Source organism: Blautia sp. CAG:257, assembly GCF_000433815.1.
Classification (GTDB): Bacteria; Bacillota; Clostridia; order Lachnospirales; family Lachnospiraceae; genus Blautia_A; species Blautia_A caecimuris.
Window position 1 is genome coordinate 4,041 of sequence record NZ_HF999021.1, and the last position, 21,915, is coordinate 25,955.

Consider the following 21,915-nt stretch of genomic DNA (forward strand, 5'->3'; position numbering starts at 1 on the left):
CCTCAGGGAAATCACAGAGATGGATACTTTCCGGAGCAGACGGATCTACGCTTCTTACAAGGTTCTGGTACATATCCTCTGTCATAAACGGAATCATAGGAGCTGCAGCCTTGGAGATTGTCACAAGAGCTGTGTACAGGGTCATGTATGCATTGATCTTATCCTGCTCCATTCCCTTTGCCCAGAAACGCTCACGGCTTCTTCTTACATACCAGTTACTCATTTCGTCCACAAATTCCTGAAGTGCTCTTGCACTCTCCGGAATTTTGTAGGAAGCAAGGTTTTCGTCAACAGCTTTTACCACAGAATTCAGCTTGCTGAGAAGCCATTTGTCCATAACCGGAAGGCTGTCATAGTCCAGATTGTATTTTGTCGGGTCAAACTCGTCAATATTTGCATAAAGCACAAAGAACGCATAAGTGTTCCACAGAGTGCTCATGAATTTACGCTGTCCTTCCACAACAGCTTTGCCGTGGAAACGGTTCGGCAGCCACGGAGCGCTGTTGATATAGAAATACCAGCGGATAGCGTCTGCGCCGTATTTTTCCAGAGCGTCAAAAGGATCTACCGCATTTCCTTTGGACTTACTCATCTTCTGTCCGTTTTCATCCTGAACATGTCCCAGAACAATAACATTTCTGTAAGGAGCCTTTTTAAACAGCAGGGTAGACTCTGCCAGAAGAGAATAGAACCATCCTCTTGTCTGGTCGACTGCCTCGGAAATAAAATCTGCCGGGAACTGCTGCTCAAACAGATCCTGATTTTCAAATGGATAATGATGCTGCGCAAAAGGCATTGCTCCTGAATCAAACCAGCAGTCAATAACCTCCGGTACACGGTGCATGGTTCCGCCGCACTCCGGACACTTCAGAGTGATCTCGTCAATATACGGACGGTGAAGTTCCACAGTTTTTGCCTTCTCATCACCGCTCATCTCAAAGAGCTCCTGACGGCTTCCGACAGAATGCATATGTCCGCATTCACACTGCCAGATATTTAAAGGTGTTCCCCAGTAACGGTTTCTGGAAATACCCCAGTCCTGAACATTTTCCAGCCAGTCGCCGAAACGTCCCTTACCGATATTCTCCGGAATCCAGTTGATGGTATTGTTGTTGCGGATCAGGTCTTCCTTCACTGCTGTCATTTTAATGAACCAGGACTCACGCGCATAGTAAATAAGCGGTGTGTCACATCTCCAGCAGTGCGGATAATCATGCTCAAATTTCGGCGCGTCAAAAAGCTTGCCTTCTTTGTCCAGGTCAACAAGTACAAGGGGATCTGCTTTCTTTACAAATACACCTGCATATGGAGTTTCTTTGGCCATATTTCCCTGTCCGTCTACAAACTGTACGAACGGAAGGTTGTAATCGCGTCCCACACGGTTATCGTCCTCACCAAATGCCGGAGCAATATGAACGATACCGGTACCGTCGCTCATGGTAACATAGCTGTCACATACTACGAAATGCGCTTTTTTCTTCTGCTTTGCCGCTGCTTCTCTGGTGCACTCCCAGAGAGGTTCGTACTCTTTATATTCCAGATCTTTTCCCTTATAGGTTTCCAGGATCTCGTATGCTTTTTCATCCTCTTTTGCAAGCTTGCCCAGAACCTTGTCCATAAGGGCCTCAGCCAGGTAATAAGTATAACCGTCTGCGGCCTTTACCTTACAGTAAGTCTCATCCGGGTTTACGCAGAGCGCAAGGTTGGACGGCAGTGTCCACGGTGTGGTTGTCCATGCAAGGAAATATGCCTCCTCGCCAACCACTTTAAAACGTACAATAGCAGAACGCTCTTTTACAGTCTTGTAGCCCTGGGAAACCTCCTGTGCAGAAAGAGGAGTTCCGCAGCGCGGGCAGTAAGGCACGATCTTAAATCCTTTGTAAAGAAGATTTTTGTTCCAGATCTCTTTCAGAGCCCACCACTCAGACTCAATGTAATTATCATCATAGGTTACATACGGATGATCCATATCTGCCCAGAAACCAACTGTAGAAGAAAAATCTTCCCACATTCCCTTGTATTTCCAGACACTTTCCTTACACTGCTGGATAAACGGCTCCATACCGTAAGCCTCGATCTGTTCCTTGCCGTCAAGGCCAAGCTTTTTCTCTACCTCAAGCTCTACCGGGAGACCGTGAGTGTCCCAACCTGCCTTACGCGGAACCATACAGCCCTTCATTGTACGGTATCTTGGAATCATATCCTTGATAACACGAGTCAGTACATGGCCAATGTGAGGCTTGCCGTTAGCGGTTGGCGGTCCGTCATAAAAGGTATAGGTTTCTCCTTCCTTACGGCTGTCCATACTTTTTTCAAAAATTTTGTTCTCTTTCCAGAACTGTTCCACCTTTTTTTCACGGTCAACAAAGTTCAGGTTCGTATCTACCTTCTGATACACGATTGCTTCCTCCTGTTCAGTATTACATTTTACAATTCTTTCCTTGTTGTTTTATTTTATTATAGAAGTCGATTGCTCCGTACTGAGTACTCCCGCAATCGCACACACATTCGCAATGCGTCCTGTCGTCCTTCTTGCTCATATGTGTCAGCCCGTCAAATGTATGTGCATCTATGCAGATAAATCTGCAATCTGCACATCCGCTTTCCGGGACTTCTATAATAAAAGAGCCCTCGTCCTGTAAAAGGACGAGAGCTGAATCTACGCTTCTTCGCACCACCTGTTACACAATACGGGCAGAATCCTGCCGATATCTGTCCCACTTAACGGCGGGAACACCGTCTGTCCCTACTTTTTTCCAATTTCGGGAAAGAAACTCCGGAGTGATATTCGGCCGTTCCTACTTGCACCGGGCTTCCACCTGCCCCCGGCTCTCTGCAGCGTTCGATTTCTTTTCAGTCACTCTAAAATGTCTGCGGTCTACTGTCTCCATCAACGTTTTTACGTGATCATATATACAGATTATATTATAAAGTCTATAATTTCTATCTGTCAAGTCCTTTCCCTGATTATTCCAAAAATCCGAGATCTTTTCGACCGGATATAAATATATTTTTGAAAGTCTGACAGGTGTTTACTTTATTTTAGGGTTGTTATATAATACCTTTCATTATACACATACATTTTTTATGCGAATTGTCTGAAAGGAGTAAGCATGACATCTGAACCTGCCAAAAACTCAAAAGAAATTCTTGAAAAAAGGATCCTGCTTCTGTCATTTATCAGTGGACTGTTCTTTGTAGCCGCCGAACTGGTCTATGCTGTATACAGTCATTCCCAGTCTACTCTTATGGATGCACTTTATGATGCATCTGAACTAATCTTTATTGTACTGATCCTGTTTTTGACACCATTATTCCATAAACCGGTTTCTGAAAAAAGACCCTATGGTTTCTTTCAGGTAGAATCCTTTTTTATCCTTGTCAAAAATATAATGCTGACTTCTGTAACAGTCAGTGTTCTTGCTGATGTTATTGAAAGCCTTCTTTCTGGCGGAAATAATATTAACAAAGGACAGGTTTCCCTGTTTCAGTTCATGGTCGGACTTGTCAGTCTGGGTATTTTTCTGATCATGAAATTCATGAGCCGCAATGTTTCCTCTCCTACCGTAAAAGCAGAGATCCTGGGCTGGAAAATTGATGTAGCATACAGTATTGGTATGTCGGGTGCTTTTTTTATTGCAACTCAGTTAAAAAATACTCCTTTTGATTTTTTGGCTCCATATTTTGACCAGTTAGTCGCTATTTTTATTATGATACTTATGATTCCGGAAAGCATCAAAATGCTTATGGAAACTTTTCGAGAGCTTTTCCTTTTTTCACCTGACAAAAAAACAGTTGGCAGAATTAAGGAGCTTTCTTCCGGTATCCTGAAAGATTTTTCCTTTCATCCTGTTTTTTACGATATTGCCCGTACAGGAAGACAGCTATGGGTTGCTATTTATTTTCGGATAAATTCTGACAGCCTGAATGTATGCCAACTTCATGAAGCAACCAATCGGCTGAACCAGATTCTCTCCGGAGAATTCACGGATATTTCCTGTGAACTGATCTTGGACAGTCGGGAAGGATAAATATCCTTTCTGCTTATGCATCACTTCTGGAAAATCCGTTTCTCATCAGACAGCTTGAAGTAAACAGAACCTTATCCAGCAGCTCTGTTGTTTTTTCCTGGATAAAATCAGAAATTTCCTGATTTGCAGCTTCAAAAAACGCCTTTTTATCCTCTGGCTCTTTGTTCAGAAATTCCTGATCAAATTTTCGGATCATTTCATATACCTTACGGTCTGATGAAAGCTGATAACGTTCAATATTTGACTGATTCTCATAAAAATGCGGGTCAGCCAAAGCTGCGATAATACGGTTTGCCCAGTAAAAATTCTCTGTTGTCGGCTTCACATAAGCCTTTGAAAGATACTCCGGCATTTTATCCACTCCAGGATAAAGAGGAATCATGGCATTAAACACATTGGAACCCAGTGCAACCCACTGCAGCACCTTCAGGTCCTCCGGCATATAAGGACGGATCTGAACAAGTCCAAGAGCATTATTCCTGCTGATACCGATAGGTCTGTACCTGCCTGCTCCGGTGTCCTTTCCGTAAACATCATAAGGAGTTCCCTGATAATAATTAGAAAGTATCCATTTTACCTCTTCCAGTGTGATCTTTTTTTCCGGAATAAGAGACCAGGGAAGATCGTCATCCTCCGGTCTGTATTCTGCATCCGGTCCGTCCCAGTCAAAGGTTCTGGGATTAAAATACCGAAGCATCACCCATGCACGGGGAGTATTATAAACATGGTCTGCATCCTCATGAGAACCAAAGGCTGTTCTGGGATTAAACTCTTCCTCGGGATCCATACGCACGTCCAGATGATTCTCCTGGATCAGTTTTTTCAGGCTGAAGGAACACATATGGTTTTCTTTTTTACCGTAAGCATCATCCAGATCAAAACTGTCAATTCCAAACTGGTTAGGCATAACCACATATTCATTATCAGGAACTTTTTTTGCGATCCAGTTATGTCCTCCGATTGTTTCCAGCCACCAGATCTCATTTTCATCCTGAAATGCAATTCCGTTCATCTCATAAGTTCCATAGGTTTCCAGAAGCATTCCCAGACGTTCTACTCCCTCTCTTGCAGAAGAAATATAGGGAAGAGTAATTGTCACCATATCCTCCTCTCCGATACCTCCCACGATTTCCGGCTCGTTGCCCTCGGATTTCTTGTAGCGTACCAGTGGATCCCCGCCGGCCACTCTGGCATTGGTTGTAAGAGTTTCTGTTGCTGTCATGGAAACATTTTTTTCGTTGACACCGTAAGCGCCCCAGATTCCCTCCACAGTATCACTGTTTGGAAGGTATGTATACTGGAACGGAGTTTCAGGAAGAGGGATCTCCACATGAGAAAGCACAGATTTATAAAGTCTCGGCTGATCTTCCGGCTTCATAACCTCCAGTCTTTTGGCACAGAACTCCCCTGACGGAGAATCTTCATTTCTCGCAACAATCGTGGAGCCGTCATAAGTTGCGTTTTTTCCAATTAAAATTGTGGTACATGGCATAGTCGTTTCCTCCTGTGTATTATATAAGTCTATTTTAATATAAAACCTATAATATTTCACCGTCTTTTTCAAAAACCAGGCTGCATTTTGATTTTTAAAATCATACAGCGATCGAGATTGATATCTGCTCTCCGTTAGAGATTCTGAAACTTTAGATTGCAGTAAAATAAAAATCTCCTGCCTGAAATCAGGTATAAAAACACTGATTTCTACAGGAGATTCTTATTTTAAAAGACCATAAAGCTAAAAGACAATATTAGCCGCTCTTCCATCTATTATTTAATATCCAGTACCATCATCGGTATTCTTTATAATTTTGACAATTCGACTTGTTCCCAGACGATCAGCCCCAAGACGGATAAATTCTTCTGCGTCCTCCAGAGAAGAAATACCGCCGGCTGCTTTTACCTTCACTTCCGGTCCCACATGTTTCCTCATCAGCTCCACATCTGCAAAGGTTGCTCCGGATTTTGAAAATCCTGTAGAGGTTTTAATAAACTCTGCTCCTGCCTTTGTAACGATTTCGCACATTTTTATTTTTTCTTCATCTGTAAGCAGACAGGTTTCAATGATTACTTTAAGGATCTTTCCGTCACAAGCTTCGTGAATGCTGCGGATCTCATCTTCCAGCTCCTGATATTTCTTATCTTTCAGTAAGCCGATATTGATCACCATGTCTATCTCTGAAGCTCCGTTGGCAATAGCGTCCCTGGTCTCAAAAACTTTTGTGGCCGTAGTGCTGTATCCGTTTGGAAAACCGATCACTGTACAAATGGGAAGCTTTCCCTCTACATAATCAGCGCTTTGCTTTACATAGGAAGCCGGAATGCATGCGGATGCTGCTCCATATTTAATAGAATCGTCCAGAATCTGGCGGATTTCCTCCCATGTTGCAGTCTGTGTCAATAAGGTATGGTCTACTTTGCTTAAGATTTCTTTTTTATCCATAACTGTCCTTTCTGATAACTTATTTCAGTTTATCTAAAATTGAATGTCCAATGGTTCCTTCCGGCATTTTTACACCGAAATTATCTGCAATAGTTGCCCCAATCACTGCAAAGGTATCCGTGTCCTCCAGTTTTCCATTTCCTTTCATAGAAGGAGAATAAGCTACAAAAGGCACATGTTCTCTGGTGTGATCCGTTCCTGTATGGGTTGGATCATTTCCGTGATCTGCCGTAATGATTAAAAGATCGTCCTCACGAAGTACCTGAAGAAGTTCGCCCAGTTTTTGGTCAAATTTTTCCAGCTCCTGCGCATAACCTTCTACATTGCGGCGGTGTCCCCACAAGGCGTCGAAGTCTACCAGGTTGGTAAAGCACAATCCTTCAAAATCTTTTCTCGCAATTTCAATGGTCTGTTCCATTCCATGAACAGAGCTCTTGGATTTATTGGATTCCGTCAGGCCTTCTCCGTCAAAAATATCAAAAATCTTTCCAACAGAGATCACCTCATATCCTGCCTCCTTTAAGGCATCCAGCGCTGTTTTCCCATAAGGTTTCAGTGCATAATCATGACGGTTGGCAGTACGCTTGAATTCCCCCTTCTTTTTTCCTACATAAGGTCTTGCAATGACTCTTCCAACCTTCCATTCATCCTTCATAGTCAGCTCTCTGGCAATCTCGCAGCAGCGATAAAGTTCCTGAAGCCCAAAGGTTTCTTCATTTCCACAGATCTGGAGAACAGAATCTGCAGACGTGTACACGATCATATGACCGGTTGCAATTTCTTCTTCTGCCAGTTCGTCCAGGATTTCAGTTCCGCTGGCGCTTTTGTTTCCAATAATCACACGCCCCGTCCTTGCTGACAGTTCATCCAGAAGCTCTTTGGGAAATCCTGTTTCCGTAAAGGTTTTAAACGGTGTGGTAATATGAAGTCCCATCATTTCCCAATGGCCGGTCATAGTATCCTTTCCCACACTGGCTTCTGCCATTTCCATATAATAGCCAAGAGGCTTTTCTGCTGCCGGAACGCCTTTCAGCGGATGAAGATTGGCAATCCCCAGCTTTTGAAAATTAGGAATCTGAAAGTTTTCTGTTCTTTCCGCAATGTGCCCCAGCGTATCGGTTCCTGCATCTCCATATTCTGCAGCATCCGGCAGGGCACCAATTCCCATAGAGTCTACAACAATGGTAAAAACACGTTTAAATTTACTCAATGAAATGCCTTCCTTCCTATTATTGATCATGTATATAAGAATCGTGATAGCTTATTTTTCTCTGTCTGCCCGGATCAGTTTGCGGATAGCTTCTACAGCAACCTTAATTGCTGACTCTGTATCATGAACAATAGGATTGTCCAATCCTGCTGCATTTCTCTCCTGATTTCCCACTACAAGAAAATCAGATCCGCAGCGTACTCTCAAATGACTTGCCGCCACAAACAATGCAGCTGATTCCATTTCCGATGCTTTGCAGCCCAGACGTTTCCATGCTTCCCACTTGTTCAGAAGTTCGTAGCTGACCGGCATTCTCTCCGGCTCATGCTGTCCATAAAAAGCATCCTTACACTGAACAACGCCTGCATGATAAGTGTAACCCAGCTCTTTTGCCGCTGATACCAGAGCATTTGTAACGTCCAGATCTGCAACTGCCGGAAACTCAATAGGAGCATATTCTCTGCTGGTTCCCTCCATGCGGATCGCTCCGGTTGCTACAACAATATCTCCGCCTTTTACATCCATCTCAATACCGCCACAGGTTCCCACACGGATAAAAGTATCCGCTCCGCAAAGCACAAGCTCTTCCATAGCGATTGAAGCAGAAGGTCCTCCAATTCCAGTTGAGGTCACACTGACTTTTTCGCCGTCCAGATAGCCGGTATAAGTCACATACTCACGACTGTCTGCCACCAGCTTCGCATCATCAAAAAATCTGGCGATCTTTTCACAGCGTTTCGGATCTCCCGGAAGAATCACATAACGTCCTACATCACCTTTCCGGATCTGTAAATGATACTGCAATCCCACTTCACCTGAATAATTCTGCATTTTATCTTCCTCCTTTTAGCGGGCCAGATTTTCCGGTCCGAATCCCAGCGGCAGCAATTCTGCCAGACTGTAGTTCAAAATTCCACCTTTTCCATCCTCCAGAAGAATCCGGAATTCTTCCGGAGCACAAAATTCACGCATGACCTGACGGCATACTCCACATGGCGAACACGTTTCTTTTCCCTCTGTTCCTTCCGCGTCGCCTACAACCGCTATGGCTGCAAATTCTCTCTCTCCTTCCGATACCGCCTTAAAAAATGCGGTTCTCTCTGCACAGTTGCTGGGAGTATAGGATGCGTTTTCTATATTGCATCCCAGATATACTTTTCCCTGTTTTGTAACAAGCGCCGCGCCTACCTGGAAGTGAGAATAAGGAGTATAAGCCCGTTTTCTGGCCTCATGAGCCAGTTCAATCAGTTTTTTTTCATTTAAGCTTCCACTGTCCAGAACTTTTTCATCCATTCTTTCTTTCTCCGATCAGACGTATGGTCTCTGTCACCAGCTTCTTAAAATCTGCCGCTGCACGGTCTGCTGTCTCCTGTACCTCTTTATGATCCAGCGGCTGTGCGGACATTCCTGATGCCATATTTGTGATACAGGATATTCCGCATACATCCATTCCCATGTGATTGGCAGCCATTGCCTCACAGGCAGTGCTCATTCCTGCCGCATCTCCGCCCATAGCTCTGCACATACGGATTTCTGCCGGTGTTTCATAATTCGGACCTGTAAACTGCATGTATACTCCCTGCTGGATGCTTACCTGCATATTTCTGGCAGCCTTTTTGATGATTTCTCTCAGTTCTTTTTTATAAACTTCACTCATATCAGGAAATCTTGGTCCCAGTTCCTCCAGATTTTGTCCGATCAAAGGACTTGGAACAGCCGTTGTAATATGATCTGTGATCATCATCAGATCTCCCGGGCAGAAATTATAATTAACGCCTCCGGCTGCATTTGTAAGGATAATCGTTTTTGCCCCCAGCAATCCCATTAATCTGGTAGGAAGCACAACGTCTGACATTTCATATCCTTCATAGTAATGAACACGTCCCTGCATGGCTACAATCGGAACTCCCTGTACATAACCAAACAAAAATCTTCCCTGATGCCCTGTCACTGTAGATACCGGAAATCCTTCAATCTCAGAATATTCCAGAACTTCCACAACATCCATTTCTTTGGCATAATCTCCCAGTCCAGAGCCCAGGATCAATGCCACCTCCGGTTTAAATGAAATACGACTTTTCACTGCATTGGTGCATGTGATAAGTTTTTCATAAATTCTATTTTCCATATCATCACCTCTCTATTAATGCTGATACCATTTCATTCATCTTCATGTACTGCTCTTTATTGATACTGAATTTATTTCCTTCTTTTGTGATCCATCCGTTTTCATGGAACTTTTTGACCGCGCGGTTGACTGTCCGGACACAAAGCCCTGTCATCTCAGAAAGCTCCGCTCTGGAGGAATTCACAAAGAATCTTCCGTCTTTTTCATTTTTCTTATAGGTGTCCACCAGGTAAAGAGCCAGCCTGTCGGCACCCTGCAGAAATAAATAAGCTCTGCTTTTCCTATCTGTTTCCAATAAATAACGTCCTACGGTTTTCGCTTCCCGTTTCAATGCATTGATGTCTGTATTTAACCATTTTTCATAACTGTGTTTCGGAATCTTGATCGCAATACAGGGCGTCACTGTTTCTATGGTTGCATTATATACAGGAAGATCCAGGACTAATTCCATACCGCCCATTGCTTCCAGTGTATTTACTCTCATAAAATCATATACGATTCCATAGATCCTGTAATCTGCTGCCCGTATGATTCCTTTAATGATCAGATAAATATATTTGACCGGTTCGTTTTCTCTGATAAATGTATAGTCCTTTTCCATCTTAATGATCTGGAAAGAATCAATGAGCCACCTGGGAGCGCCGGCAAAATATGCTTTCAGTTCCTCATATTTTTCATGTTCTATTTCTCCCAGAACAGATATGGCATTATACAGGTAGTCACTCATGATCTTTCACCTCATTTAGGAAAACAGGCTGTCCCACTTACTTGTGCGACAGCCTTTTTGTTATTGAATCAATAGTTGCTCCGTTCTGCTGATTCCATTACTGGATCAGTTCTACTTTTACATTGTCTGCCGGAACATCTGTTGCGCTTGCTGCAACTGTATCATTTTCTACTTTGATGCTTCCGTCAACAAGACCCTGGAAAAGTTTATCATATGTAGCCTGGTCAAATTTCTCAAATTTAGATGTTTCCATCGGCAGTAAGATACCATTGTCAGCAGCTGTAAGAGTTACAGATTTTCCGCCTTCAAAGGTTCCATCATAACAAGATTTTACAGTATTGTATACAGAATCGCCAAGGTTCTTCATAGCAGATGTAATAACTGTATCAGACTCGGAAGACTGGTCAACGTCTACACCGATCACTTTGCCGCCAGAAGTCTCTGCTGCTTTCATAACAGAGTTTCCAACTGCACCGCCGCATGCGAAGATTACTTCTGTTCCTTCGTTATACCATGCAGATGCTTTTGCATTGTTTTCCGGAGTTGCATCAAAGTTTCCTACATAAGTATACTTCATGGACACTTCTTCTACGCCAAGCTCTTTTGCAGCTGCGTCAGCGCCCTGGATAAATCCATAACCGTAACGGATTACTGCAGGAACTGCAATACCGCCCATGAATCCAAGCTTTGTATAGCCTTCTGCTACTGCTGCATAGCCTGCCAGATAACCAGCCTGCTCCTCTGCATAGAAAATGGATTCTACGTTTTTCTCAATTCTCTGACCCTCGTTAGGATCTGTAGGAGCTGCATCAATAATTACGAATTTTACGTCCGGATATTTATCCTGTGCTTCCAGAACCGGATACTCAAACAGGAATCCCGGAGTTACGATAACCTTTGCTCCTCCTTTTACTGCAAGGTCAATGGAGGTCATGCATGCAGCGTCTGATTTTTCAGCCGGTTTGTAATATTTGCAGGTAAGATTATTATCTTTTGCATATGCCTCCAGTCCTTCCCAGGAACCCTGGTTAAAGGATTTGTCGTCAATAGTTCCTACGTCTGTGATCAGCGCAAGTTCATATCCCTCATCTGCATGAACCGTTGCAGCACCTCCCATAACCATTACGCCTGCCAGTAATAAACTTAATAATTTTTTCATCATGTTTTTGTCCTCCTTTGGATTTTTTATGTAAATTAATAAGTTTCACGTAAAAATAAACGTTTATCTGCTTCCCTTATCATATGGAATTCCCTCTGCCCGCGGAGCCTGAGAATTCTTTGAAGAAAAGATCAGAACGATCAGCGTTGCAATATAAGGAATCGTCTTGTAGATCTCATTTGGGATCGGCAGAGATTTCAGTATCGGAATAGCTGAATATGCACTTGCCAGTGTCTTCATGATACCGAAGAAAAATGCTGCCATAAGGATTTTACCACTTCTCCACTGTCCGAAGATCAGCACGGCAATGGCAAGGAATCCATATCCGGCTACAGTTGCATTAAAGTTTGTGGATGTCGGAACTACGAATACCAGACCGCCGATTCCGGCAAGGACACCGGAAATGATAACACCTGCATAGCGGATCCCTGCTACGTTTACGCCTACAGAGTCTGCTGCGCCCGGATGCTCACCGCAGGCACGGAGACGAAGACCGAATCTTGTCTTTTTGATGGCAAAGGCTGCCACAAGGAAAATACCGATGCCAATAAATGTAGTAATATAGCAATTCTGGAAAAACATAGGTCCGATCACCGGAATGCTTCCAAGAACCGGTACCTTTGAAATATAAAAGGTATCTGCAAAAGGAATCTGCTGAGTACCCTGGATCATACGTGCCACATAAATCGCAAATGCCGGAGCAAACATATTAAGAGCAGTACCGCTGATAGTCTGATCTGCTTTCATGTTTACGGAAGCAAATGCATGGAGCAGAGAAAATATCCCGCCTACCGCACCTGCGATCAAAACTGCCAGGATCAGCAGGAGCTGTCCACTGATACTGTTCTGAAAGATATTGATAAAGAAAATTCCTACAAAGGCTCCCATAACCATAATACCTTCCAGAGCAATGTTGATGACGCCGCTTCGTTCCGAATACATAGCACCGATGGCCACGATCAGAAGAGGAATCGCAAAATACATTGTCTGCTGAATGATAAAATATAATACGCTCATGCCTATTCCTCCTTTCCTTTATCTGTGCCAACTGCTTTTGCTTCTGCTTTTTTTGCCCGTCTCATCTGAATCTTATGGATCATTGTCTTAAACAGGAGGGACAGAGCACCGCAGTAAACGATTGCTGCAATAATAATATCGATCGCTTCTGATACAAAGTCAAAAAGCTGCATATTGTAGCCGCCTACAGTAATATGTCCGATAAAAAGTCCGGAAAACAGGATTCCGATCGGATTGGAAAGTCCAAGAAGAGCCACTGAAATTCCTGAAAATCCTTCCGGTGCAATGATATCAAGTACCTGAAGATATTTTCCGGATCCTGCCAGATACAGCAGCGCACCGCCAAGACCTGCAAGGGCACCGGAGATCACCATGGAAAGAACGATATTTCTCTTTTCATTGATTCCGGCATATTTGCTTGCGTGAGGATTAAGACCGCAGGCTTTTAACTCATATCCGAATGTTGTCTTGTTCAGGATCACATAAATCAGGATCACACAAAGTACTGCAATAAAAATTCCGATGTTCAGGCTTGCGCCTACAAAAATCTTGTCCAGTCCGGCTTTTGGCAGTATCGCACTTTGAGCTACTGCCACAGACTGATTTTTCAGCGGATCGTAAATATAGTTGCGAACCAGAAGATTCACGATATACATGCCGATGTAATTCATCATGATCGCTGAAATAACTTCATTTACATTAAAGAAAGCTTTCAGGATTCCCGGAATACTTCCTACCAGAGCTCCTACCAAGATTGCTGCCAGAAGGGCTACCAGCCAGTGGATTGAAGCCGGAAGGAACGTCCATTTGATTCCTACATATACGGCTGCAAAAGCTCCTGCTGTAAACTGTCCGGATGCTCCGATATTAAAAAGGCCTGTTTTAAAAGCAAATCCTACAGAAAGACCTGTCATAATGATCGGAGTCGCATAGTAGAGAACATCGCCTACTCCTTTCATACCGTCTGTAAAACCGCCTTTTATGATCATCATAAATCCATTTACAGCCTGGCTGGGATTACTTGCAAGAAGGATGATGAATCCAAACAGCAGACCACAGATGATCGCCAGGATAGAAGAACTGAAATTAACAAATCCTTCTCCTTTAAATATAGATTTACGTTTACTGTTCATTCTTCACACTCCTTTTTGCACCTGCCATATAAAGTCCAAGTTCCTCTGTTGTGATTTCCTTCGGATTCAGGTCAGCAACAATCTCACCTTCGTACATAACCACGATACGGTCACTTAAATTCATTACCTCATCCAGTTCCAGAGATACCAAAAGAACCGCTTTTCCTGCATCTCTCTGTGCTACAAGCTGCTTATGGATGTACTCAATGGCTCCTACGTCAAGTCCTCGTACCGGCTGCACTGCAATTACGATCTCCGGATTTCTGTCAAGCTCTCTGGCAATAATGGCTTTCTGCTGGTTTCCGCCGGACATGCCTCTGGCGATGCTGGTTTCTCCATGACTGGAACGGATGTCAAATTTTTTGATCAGCTCTTTTGCATACTCACGGATTGCATCAAATTTCAAAAATCCATGTTTCTGAAAACGGTCTGTATAGTAAGTCTGAAGTACCAGGTTCTCCTGAAGTGTATAGTCAAGAACCAGTCCGTCTTTATGACGATCTTCCGGAATATGAGCCATACCATCAATACATTTCTGACGGATGCTTTCCTTTGTAATATCTTTTCCGTTTAAAATCACCTGTCCGCTGTCCAGGGGCATCAGACCTGTGATTCCATACACCAGTTCTGATTGTCCATTCCCATCAATACCTGCCACACAAAGAATTTCACCTTTACGAACCTTAAAAGAAACATTTTTAACAGCCGCTTTCTTTGAAGCTTTGCTTTTGATGGTCAGATTTCTCACTTCCAGAACTGCATCTCCGGGATTCATTTCTGTTTTTTCCACGTTCAGGTTTACTTTTCTTCCTACCATCATTTCAGACATCTGTTCTTTGGTGGTATCTGCCACATTGATGGTACCGATGTATTTGCCTTTACGCAAAACACTGCAGCGATCTGCTACTTCCTTGATCTCATTCAGCTTATGAGTAATAAAAATAATGGATTTTCCCTCTGCCACAAGCTGCTTCATTACTTTCATAAGCTCCTGGATCTCCTGAGGAGTCAGTACTGCGGTAGGCTCGTCAAAAATCAAAATATCATTGTCACAGTACAGCATTTTAAGGATTTCAACTCTTTGCTGCATTCCTACGGTAATATCAGAGATGTAGGCATCCGGATCAATTTTAAATTTGTACTTTTCACTGAGTTCCATTACTTTTTTTCTGGCGTCTTCCATTTTCAGAACACCCATTTTTACGGTTTCCCTGCCAAGCACAATACTTTCCAGAACTGTAAAATTATGAACCAGTTTAAAATGCTGATGAACCATTCCGATGCCCAACTCATTCGCATCGTTTGGATTATTGATCTTTACAGTTTTTCCATTGATCTTTATTTCGCCTTCCTCCGGCTGATAAAGACCAAAAAGAACACTCATCAAGGTGGACTTTCCTGCTCCGTTTTCCCCAAGAAGAGCGTGGACTTCTCCTTTTTTTACCTGGAGAGTAATGTCATCGTTTGCTTTAAAATCCCCAAATTGTTTTGTAATATGGTTCATTTCGATTACATATTCCACTCATGTACCTCCTTTACCCGTTCCTGTTTGTGCAAAATATCTTTTTGTTTCATTTATTATACATCTTTTTTGTGCAATAAAAAAAGGACTCATGTCCTTTTTTTTATTATTAAACAGATTTTTTTTAATAACCAAATATTTTTTTGTACATTTTTACGCATACTTTCGCTTCTCTTCTGTTATAAAGTATACAATAGATACTAAAAAATCAGAATCTGGACTTTTCTGCATTTTCTTTTAATCTGCTGATCTCTTCTTCTGTCAGACCCAGCTGAGTTCCGGCAATCTCATATTCCCTTTCCAGAGTGGTTCCGGAAACAGTCGTGTTATCTGTATTTAAGGTTACGCACAAGCCTTCCTCCAGCATTTTCTTTAATGGATATTCCCCTTTTACCGCCTTTGTCTGGAAATTACTGGTAGGGCATACTTCAAGAGGAATCTGGTTTTTTCTGAGATAAGCCACTAGTTCTTTATCTTCCAGGCATCGCACTCCATGACCGATCCGTTTTGCTCCGAATTTTAATGCTGCCCATATACTTTCCGGACCGGCTGCCTCTCCTGCATGAATTGTAAATGGTAATCCCTCTTTTTTTGCCTCTTTGAATATTTTCTCAAAAGAGGAAGTTGGAAAAAGTGCCTCTGCACCTGCCAGATCTGCTGCCACAACGCCTTTTCCAAGATATTTTGCCGCAATATGTATCGTTTCCAGGTTCTCCTGTTCATTATTATCTTTTCTCATGCAGCACAAAATAACTCTTGACTGGAAATCATCATCGCAGAGCAATCCTTCCAGGACTGCTTTTACCACCTGATCCTGGGTCAGACCTTTTTGAATATGAAGCTGCGGCGCAAAACGGATTTCCACATATTTCAGCCCCTGTTCCTTCATCTGACTGCATACGTCCCGGGCTGCATCTGTCAGTCCCTCCTCTGTCTGCATTACAGAACAGGGCAGATCAAACTTTTCCAGATATTCATTTAGATCCTGACAGTCAGCTGGCGCTGTCATATATTTCACCAATTCATTTTCTTCCCAGGCAGGAAGCTCTATCCCCTGCTTTTTCGCCTGCCTGATCACATAAGCCGGGGTAAGAGATCCATCCAGATGAAGATGAAGATCAATTCCGTTTTTCATAGTCATACCTCCTCTGATTATAAAATATTCTATCGGAATCTTCAGCTCAGTAAATTCAATGCTTATGAATTCCTTTCGATTAGAAAACGGCAGACACCACTCAACTAAGATGTGGTACTGCCGCCTCTATTTCATCAAAATGCTACAGCATCTTGATGCATGGTATTTACCCTATAAATCTCTACTGGAAAAGTTAATCTTAAATGCGACATAATCTTTTAGCTATTATACACCATTTTTTCAGATATAGCGACAATTATGTTTAAAAGAAAGCATATCAATTTAAGAAGGTTTTCCGATTTTTACGAAACCAGTTGTTATTCCACTGGCTTATTTTACAATAAAGGATTTTCTTTTACTTACTACATCAAAGATAACTGCTGCCAGAAGTACAAGACCTTTTACCACCTTCTGCATGTTCTGGTCAACACCCATGATACTCATACCAAGGTTCAGAACACCCATCAGAAGAGCGCCAATGATAACGCCTGGAACGGTTCCTGTTCCGCCGTATGCGGAAGCACCGCCGATAAAGCAGGCGCCGATCGCATCCATCTCAAAGCTTGTTCCTGCTGTAGGGTTGGCAGAATTCAGTCGGGCTGTTGTGACCATACCTGCCACTGCTGCCAGAAATCCCATGTTCAGATAAGCCAGGAAATAAACTCTGTTTGTATTGATACCGGAAAGCTTTGTTGCTTTCTCGTTGCCGCCTACTGCATAGAAATAACGGCCTACTGTAGTCTTGGAAGCAATATAAGTATAAACTGCGATTACAACAGCGATCCATACCAGAGAGTTCGGAATACCTTTGTACTGTGCCAGACGGAACATAAATGCCAGAACTGCCGCACAGATTACGATCATTTTAATCAGCACACCGCCAAAGGGTTCTACGCGATAACCTTTTTTAGTTCTGGAAGCTCGTCCCTTCAGTACCATAAACACATAAAGGACACAGACAACCACACCTACAAGGAAGCAGGTCATGTTAAAGCCTTCCATTCCGAAGAAATCCGGAATATAGTTGTTAAAAAGTGCAAGGAAATTATCCGGCATCGGAGCCAGAGTCATACCTTCCAGTACAACATTGGAAAGTCCACGGAATACCAACATTCCCGCAAGTGTTACAATAAACGGTGGTATTCGAACGTAAGCGATCCAGAATCCCTGCCATGCACCGATAAGAAGTCCTACCAGAAGCATAACTATAATTGACAGATACGGGTTCATTTCATTTGTCACCATCATTTTTCCGCCTACGGCGCCAACGAAGCAGACAATAGAACCTACAGACAGGTCAATGTTTCCTCCTGTCAGAATACAGAACAGCATACCTGTTGCAAGAATAAATACATATGCGTTCTGTACGATCAGGTTATTGACATTCTGGGGCAGGAGCATTTTTCCTCCGGTATTCACTGTAAACAAAATGATTACCAGTGCCAGCACAATAACCATTGTATATTTTTTCAATACTTCAGAAAATCTGATCTTGTTTTCCATGGCTTATTCTCCTTTGCTTGATTTCAGAATACGTGACATGATGCCTTCCTGGGTAGCTTCCTGTCCGCTGACCTCTCCCACGATCTTTCCTTCATTCATGATATAGATCCTGTCGGACATACCAAGAACCTCAGGAAGCTCAGAGGAGATCATAATTACAGATTTTCCTGCTGCAACCAGGTCGTTAATAATACAGTAAATCTCATATTTTGCACCTACATCAATGCCGCGGGTGGGCTCGTCAAGAATCAGGATATCCGGTTCGGTAAACATCCATTTTGCCAGAAGGACCTTCTGCTGGTTTCCACCGCTCAGATTTCCTACATTCTGTTCTACGGTCGGACATTTGGTTTTCAGCTTCTCCCTGTATTCGTCTGCCACCGCATATTCTTTGTCGTTATCAAGAACACCGCATTTGCTTACATTCTTCAGATTGGCAAGGGTCGTGTTGATCTTGATCGGACTGGAAAGAATCAGGCCATTGCCTTTTCTGTCCTCAGTCACATAGGCAAGCTTATGTTTAATCGCATCTGTGACTGTATTCATTTTAACTTCTTTGCCGTCAATAAATACCTGTCCGCTGATCCCCGTACCGTAGCTTTTGCCAAAAATACTCATGGCAAGCTCCGTACGTCCGGCGCCCATCAGTCCGGAGATTCCTACTACTTCACCTTTGTGTACCTTGAAAGAAGCATTGTCTACTACCTTTCTTTCAGAATAAAGCGGGTGGTGAACTGTCCAGTTCTTGACCTCCATGGACACATCCCCGATTTTTACATGGGGACGTTTCGGGAAACGGTCTGTCAGCTCACGGCCTACCATGCCCTGAATGATACGGTTTTCTGAAATATCGTCTGTTTTTTTGTCCAGAGTTTCGATTGTGGAACCGTCACGGATAACTGTGATCTTATCTGCCACATAAGAAATTTCATTCAGTTTATGAGAAATGATAATGGAAGTCATACCCTCTTTTTTGAATTTCAGAAGCAGCTCCAGAAGCGCTTTTGAGTCATCCTCATTCAGAGAAGCTGTCGGTTCATCCAGAATCAGAAGCTTTGCATGTTTTGCAAGGGCTTTTGCAATTTCCACAAGCTGCTGTTTTCCAACACCTATATCCTTAATCAAAGTACGGGAAGATTCTTCCAGTCCTACTGTTTTCAAATATTCATCTGCTTCTCCGTAAGTTTCATTCCAGTTAATGGAGAATGCAGAACCTTTTTCGTTTCCAAGATACATATTTTCCCCGATTGTCATATAGGGGATCAATGCCAGTTCCTGATGAATAATAACTATCCCTTTTTCTTCACTGTCCTTAATATTTGTAAATCTGCAGATCTCACCATTGTAAATAATATCTCCCTCATAGGAGCCATAAGGATAAATTCCGCTGAGAACGTTCATCAAAGTTGATTTTCCTGCGCCGTTCTCTCCTACCAGCGCATGGATCTCGCCCTCTTCTACCTTCAGATTTACATTATCCAGTGCTTTTACACCCGGGAAAGTCTTGGTAATATTTTTCATTTCCAGAAGTATTTTCGCCAATGATATCCCTCCCTAAATTTGAAATGATAAGGGGGCGGAGTCCGCCCCCTTATGAATCATCATGTTTTATTTGATCTGGTCCTCTGTATAGTAACCGGAATCAATAAGAATTTCTTTGTAGTTGTCAGCTGTTACAACAGTTGGCTCGCAGAGGTATGTGGGAATGACGCCTGTTCCGTTGTCATAACTTTCTGTATCATTTACTTCTGCTTCCTCGCCGTTAAGAATGGACTCAACCATTTTTACAACCTGATCTGCCAGCATACGTGTGTCTTTGAAAATATCCATAGACTGTTTTCCTGCTACAAGGTTTTTAACGTTTGCCATATCGCAGTCCTGACCTGTGATAACCGGGTATTCTCCTGTGTAGGAAGCTGCCAGAGAGTTCTGTACACCAAGGGATGTGGAGTCATTGGAGCAGAGAACTGCATCAAGATTTGTTCCATCTGTGTAGTTGCCTGCAATGATAGTATCCATTCTGTCCTGAGCTTTAGCGGAATCCCATGCCTGAGTTGCACATTTCTCAAATTCTGTCTGTCCGGATTTTACTACAAGGACACCTTCGTCAATGTATGGCTGAAGCACATCCATTGCACCGCTGAAGAAGAATTTTGCATTGTTGTCATCCGGAGCGCCTGCAACCAGCTCAATGTTAAACGGACCTTTTTCCTCTTTCAGATTCAGAGTTTCTTCGATATATTCGCCCTGTTTCTGTCCTACCATATAGTTATCAAAGGTTGCATAGTAGGAAACTGCATCAGATTCCATCAGAAGACGGTCATATGCGATAACCGGGATGCCGGCCTCTTTTGCCTGGCTTAACGGCTCTCCCAGAGAGCTTCCGTCAATAGATGCAATAACAAGAATATCGCAGCCGTTGGAAATCATATTTTCAACCTGAGATACCTGAGTAGCAACTTCATTGGAAGCATACTGAAGGTCTACTTCGTAACCGGCATCTTCCAGAGATTTTTTCATGTTTTCGCCGTCCTGGTTCCATCTCTGAAGATCTTTTGTAGGCATTGCAACGCCAACCATTTTTTTGTCATCAGCCTTTACTTCTGTCTGCATTCCCGGAACTGCCACAAATCCGGCGGCCATAACTACTGTCAGAAGACCTGCAAGAACTTTTCTCTTCATAATGAATTCCTCCATTTTCTTTTAATTATTTTTTCGTTCCTTTTGATGAATTTACTATAACACGAACCTGTCTGGAGTTAGTTGGCAAGCTTCTGCACTTTTTTTCAAAAAGAAAAATGTCCTGTATTATACAAGACATTTTTGCAACAAAAAAATGCTATTCTTTTTTGTCCCGGGTCTGCATCACATTCAGGTATACGTCGTCTTCGCTATGCACTCCTCCGTCTATGATCACCTGATCCAGGTTTTCTCTGGAAACCGCAACAGTTTCCAGCAGACAGCAGGGCACATCATAAGAGCCGTCATTCATAGTCTGTCCGTCAAGCTCCAGCTTCTCCCCTCTTGCCAGTTTCACTGCCATCTCAGCCGCCATTTCCGCAAGACTTTCTACAGACTTGTAAACTGTCATTGTCTGCGTTCCCTCTGCAATTCTCTGACAGGCTGCAAGATCTCCGTCCTGTCCTACTACAACAATATTTCCTGCTTTTCTTGTTTCCGCCAGAGTATTTACCACATGACTTGCAATATCGTCATTTCCGCACATGATTCCGCTGACTTCCGGAAATTTTTCCAGTCCTTTATTCAGAGCGTCTATTGCCTGCTCTGCCAGCCAGCCTTCACAGTTTGCTTTATACACCACTTTCAGATTGCTGTTTTTCAGTCCTTCTTCAAATCCTTCACGTACCAGCTTTACGTTATTGTCCTCTTCAGGTCCCTGGATCATAAAAATATTTCCGCCGTCAGGAATCTCCCGGGTCAGCGCCTTCGCCATATATTCCCCGACTTTTTTATTATCAAAAGAGATATAAAGATCAGAATCTGCATTCTGGATCAGTCGATCATAAGAGATGACAGGAATACCTGCGCTTTTCACCTCCTGTACCACCTCGGACAGAGCCATACAGTCTGTTGCCACCACAACAAGAACGTCCACCTGTTTTTTGATCAGATACCGGATCTGATCTATCTGTTCCTCTACGTCCCCGTTGGCATTCTGCACATTTACCTCGGCGCCAAGTTTGTCTGCCGCCGCCACAAAGGCGTCCCTGTCCCTGAGCCACCGCTCAATAACAAAAGAGTCAAAGCTCAGACCAATCTTAATATTTTTCTGTTCCTCCTCTGTAACCGGCTCTGTATACTTCTGCGTTTCCTGTGTCTTTTTTCCGCAGCCTGCAAAAAGCCCAGCCACAAGCAACACGGTCAGAAAAAGTGTCAAAACTCTCTTCAT

At 43.1% G+C, this 21,915-nt stretch carries 18 protein-coding genes; 1 reads left to right on the plus strand and 17 read right to left on the minus strand.

What is annotated here, in order from left to right; translation table 11 throughout:
* On the minus strand, positions 1-2,398 hold a 2,398-nt coding region (gene ileS, locus QVP40_RS04060; RefSeq protein WP_288200318.1), incomplete at its 3' end, for an isoleucine--tRNA ligase.
* A gap of 715 nt (positions 2,399-3,113) precedes the next feature.
* Between ileS and QVP40_RS04065 the strand changes: the two genes are divergently transcribed.
* Complete coding sequence (locus tag QVP40_RS04065) at positions 3,114-4,031, plus strand: cation transporter (protein WP_022067217.1); 918 nt, start codon at positions 3,114-3,116, stop codon at positions 4,029-4,031.
* A gap of 13 nt (positions 4,032-4,044) precedes the next feature.
* Here the strand turns inward: QVP40_RS04065 and QVP40_RS04070 are convergent, their stop codons facing one another.
* The 16 genes from QVP40_RS04070 to QVP40_RS04145 form a co-directional block, all read right to left on the minus strand.
* Entirely contained in the window at positions 4,045-5,523 is a 1,479-nt protein-coding gene (locus QVP40_RS04070; RefSeq protein ID WP_022067218.1) for a C69 family dipeptidase, read from the minus strand.
* A 279-nt stretch (positions 5,524-5,802) separates the two neighbouring features.
* On the minus strand, positions 5,803-6,471 hold the full coding sequence (gene deoC, locus QVP40_RS04075) for a deoxyribose-phosphate aldolase (RefSeq protein ID WP_022067219.1): 669 nt from the start codon (positions 6,469-6,471) through the stop codon (positions 5,803-5,805).
* 19 nt (positions 6,472-6,490) lie between these two features.
* Positions 6,491-7,681, minus strand: a complete 1,191-nt coding sequence (locus QVP40_RS04080; RefSeq protein ID WP_022067220.1) for a phosphopentomutase — start codon at positions 7,679-7,681, stop codon at positions 6,491-6,493.
* A 51-nt stretch (positions 7,682-7,732) separates the two neighbouring features.
* Positions 7,733-8,512: a uridine phosphorylase gene (udp, locus tag QVP40_RS04085; protein ID WP_022067221.1), complete on the minus strand. Its 780-nt coding sequence runs from the start codon at positions 8,510-8,512 to the stop codon at positions 7,733-7,735.
* Positions 8,513-8,527: 15 nt separating this feature from the next.
* The gene (gene cdd, locus QVP40_RS04090) at positions 8,528-8,974 is read right to left on the minus strand and encodes a cytidine deaminase (protein WP_022067222.1); all 447 of its coding nucleotides are present in this window, start codon (positions 8,972-8,974) and stop codon (positions 8,528-8,530) included.
* Positions 8,967-9,809 carry a purine-nucleoside phosphorylase gene (locus QVP40_RS04095; protein WP_022067223.1) on the minus strand — a complete coding sequence of 281 codons (843 nt, stop codon included), beginning with the start codon at positions 9,807-9,809 and terminating at the stop codon, positions 8,967-8,969. The genes cdd and QVP40_RS04095 overlap by 8 nt, the downstream gene beginning before the upstream one ends.
* Positions 9,810-9,813: 4 nt before the next feature.
* Positions 9,814-10,536: a Crp/Fnr family transcriptional regulator gene (locus QVP40_RS04100; protein ID WP_022067224.1), complete on the minus strand. Its 723-nt coding sequence runs from the start codon at positions 10,534-10,536 to the stop codon at positions 9,814-9,816.
* 97 nt (positions 10,537-10,633) lie between these two features.
* The gene (locus QVP40_RS04105) at positions 10,634-11,698 is read right to left on the minus strand and encodes a BMP family lipoprotein (RefSeq protein WP_022067225.1); all 1,065 of its coding nucleotides are present in this window, start codon (positions 11,696-11,698) and stop codon (positions 10,634-10,636) included.
* Between the two features lie 60 nt (positions 11,699-11,758).
* Positions 11,759-12,712 carry an ABC transporter permease gene (locus QVP40_RS04110; RefSeq protein ID WP_022067226.1) on the minus strand — a complete coding sequence of 318 codons (954 nt, stop codon included), beginning with the start codon at positions 12,710-12,712 and terminating at the stop codon, positions 11,759-11,761.
* Positions 12,713-12,714: 2 nt separating this feature from the next.
* A complete protein-coding gene (locus tag QVP40_RS04115) occupies positions 12,715-13,845 on the minus strand; it encodes an ABC transporter permease (RefSeq protein ID WP_022067227.1) in 1,131 nt (376 codons plus the stop codon).
* On the minus strand, positions 13,835-15,367 hold the full coding sequence (locus tag QVP40_RS04120; protein WP_022067228.1) for an ABC transporter ATP-binding protein: 1,533 nt from the start codon (positions 15,365-15,367) through the stop codon (positions 13,835-13,837). Before QVP40_RS04120 ends, QVP40_RS04115 begins: the two co-directional genes overlap by 11 nt.
* 208 nt (positions 15,368-15,575) lie before the next feature.
* A complete protein-coding gene (gene add, locus QVP40_RS04125) occupies positions 15,576-16,502 on the minus strand; it encodes an adenosine deaminase (RefSeq protein ID WP_022067229.1) in 927 nt (308 codons plus the stop codon).
* A gap of 330 nt (positions 16,503-16,832) precedes the next feature.
* A complete protein-coding gene (gene mmsB, locus QVP40_RS04130) occupies positions 16,833-18,005 on the minus strand; it encodes a multiple monosaccharide ABC transporter permease (RefSeq protein ID WP_022067230.1) in 1,173 nt (390 codons plus the stop codon).
* 3 nt (positions 18,006-18,008) lie between these two features.
* Positions 18,009-19,547, minus strand: a complete 1,539-nt coding sequence (mmsA, locus tag QVP40_RS04135) for a multiple monosaccharide ABC transporter ATP-binding protein (protein ID WP_022067231.1) — start codon at positions 19,545-19,547, stop codon at positions 18,009-18,011.
* A 66-nt stretch (positions 19,548-19,613) separates the two neighbouring features.
* A complete protein-coding gene (gene chvE, locus QVP40_RS04140; protein WP_022067232.1) occupies positions 19,614-20,687 on the minus strand; it encodes a multiple monosaccharide ABC transporter substrate-binding protein in 1,074 nt (357 codons plus the stop codon).
* Positions 20,688-20,844: 157 nt separating this feature from the next.
* Positions 20,845-21,915, minus strand: a complete 1,071-nt coding sequence (locus tag QVP40_RS04145) for a substrate-binding domain-containing protein (RefSeq protein ID WP_022067233.1) — start codon at positions 21,913-21,915, stop codon at positions 20,845-20,847.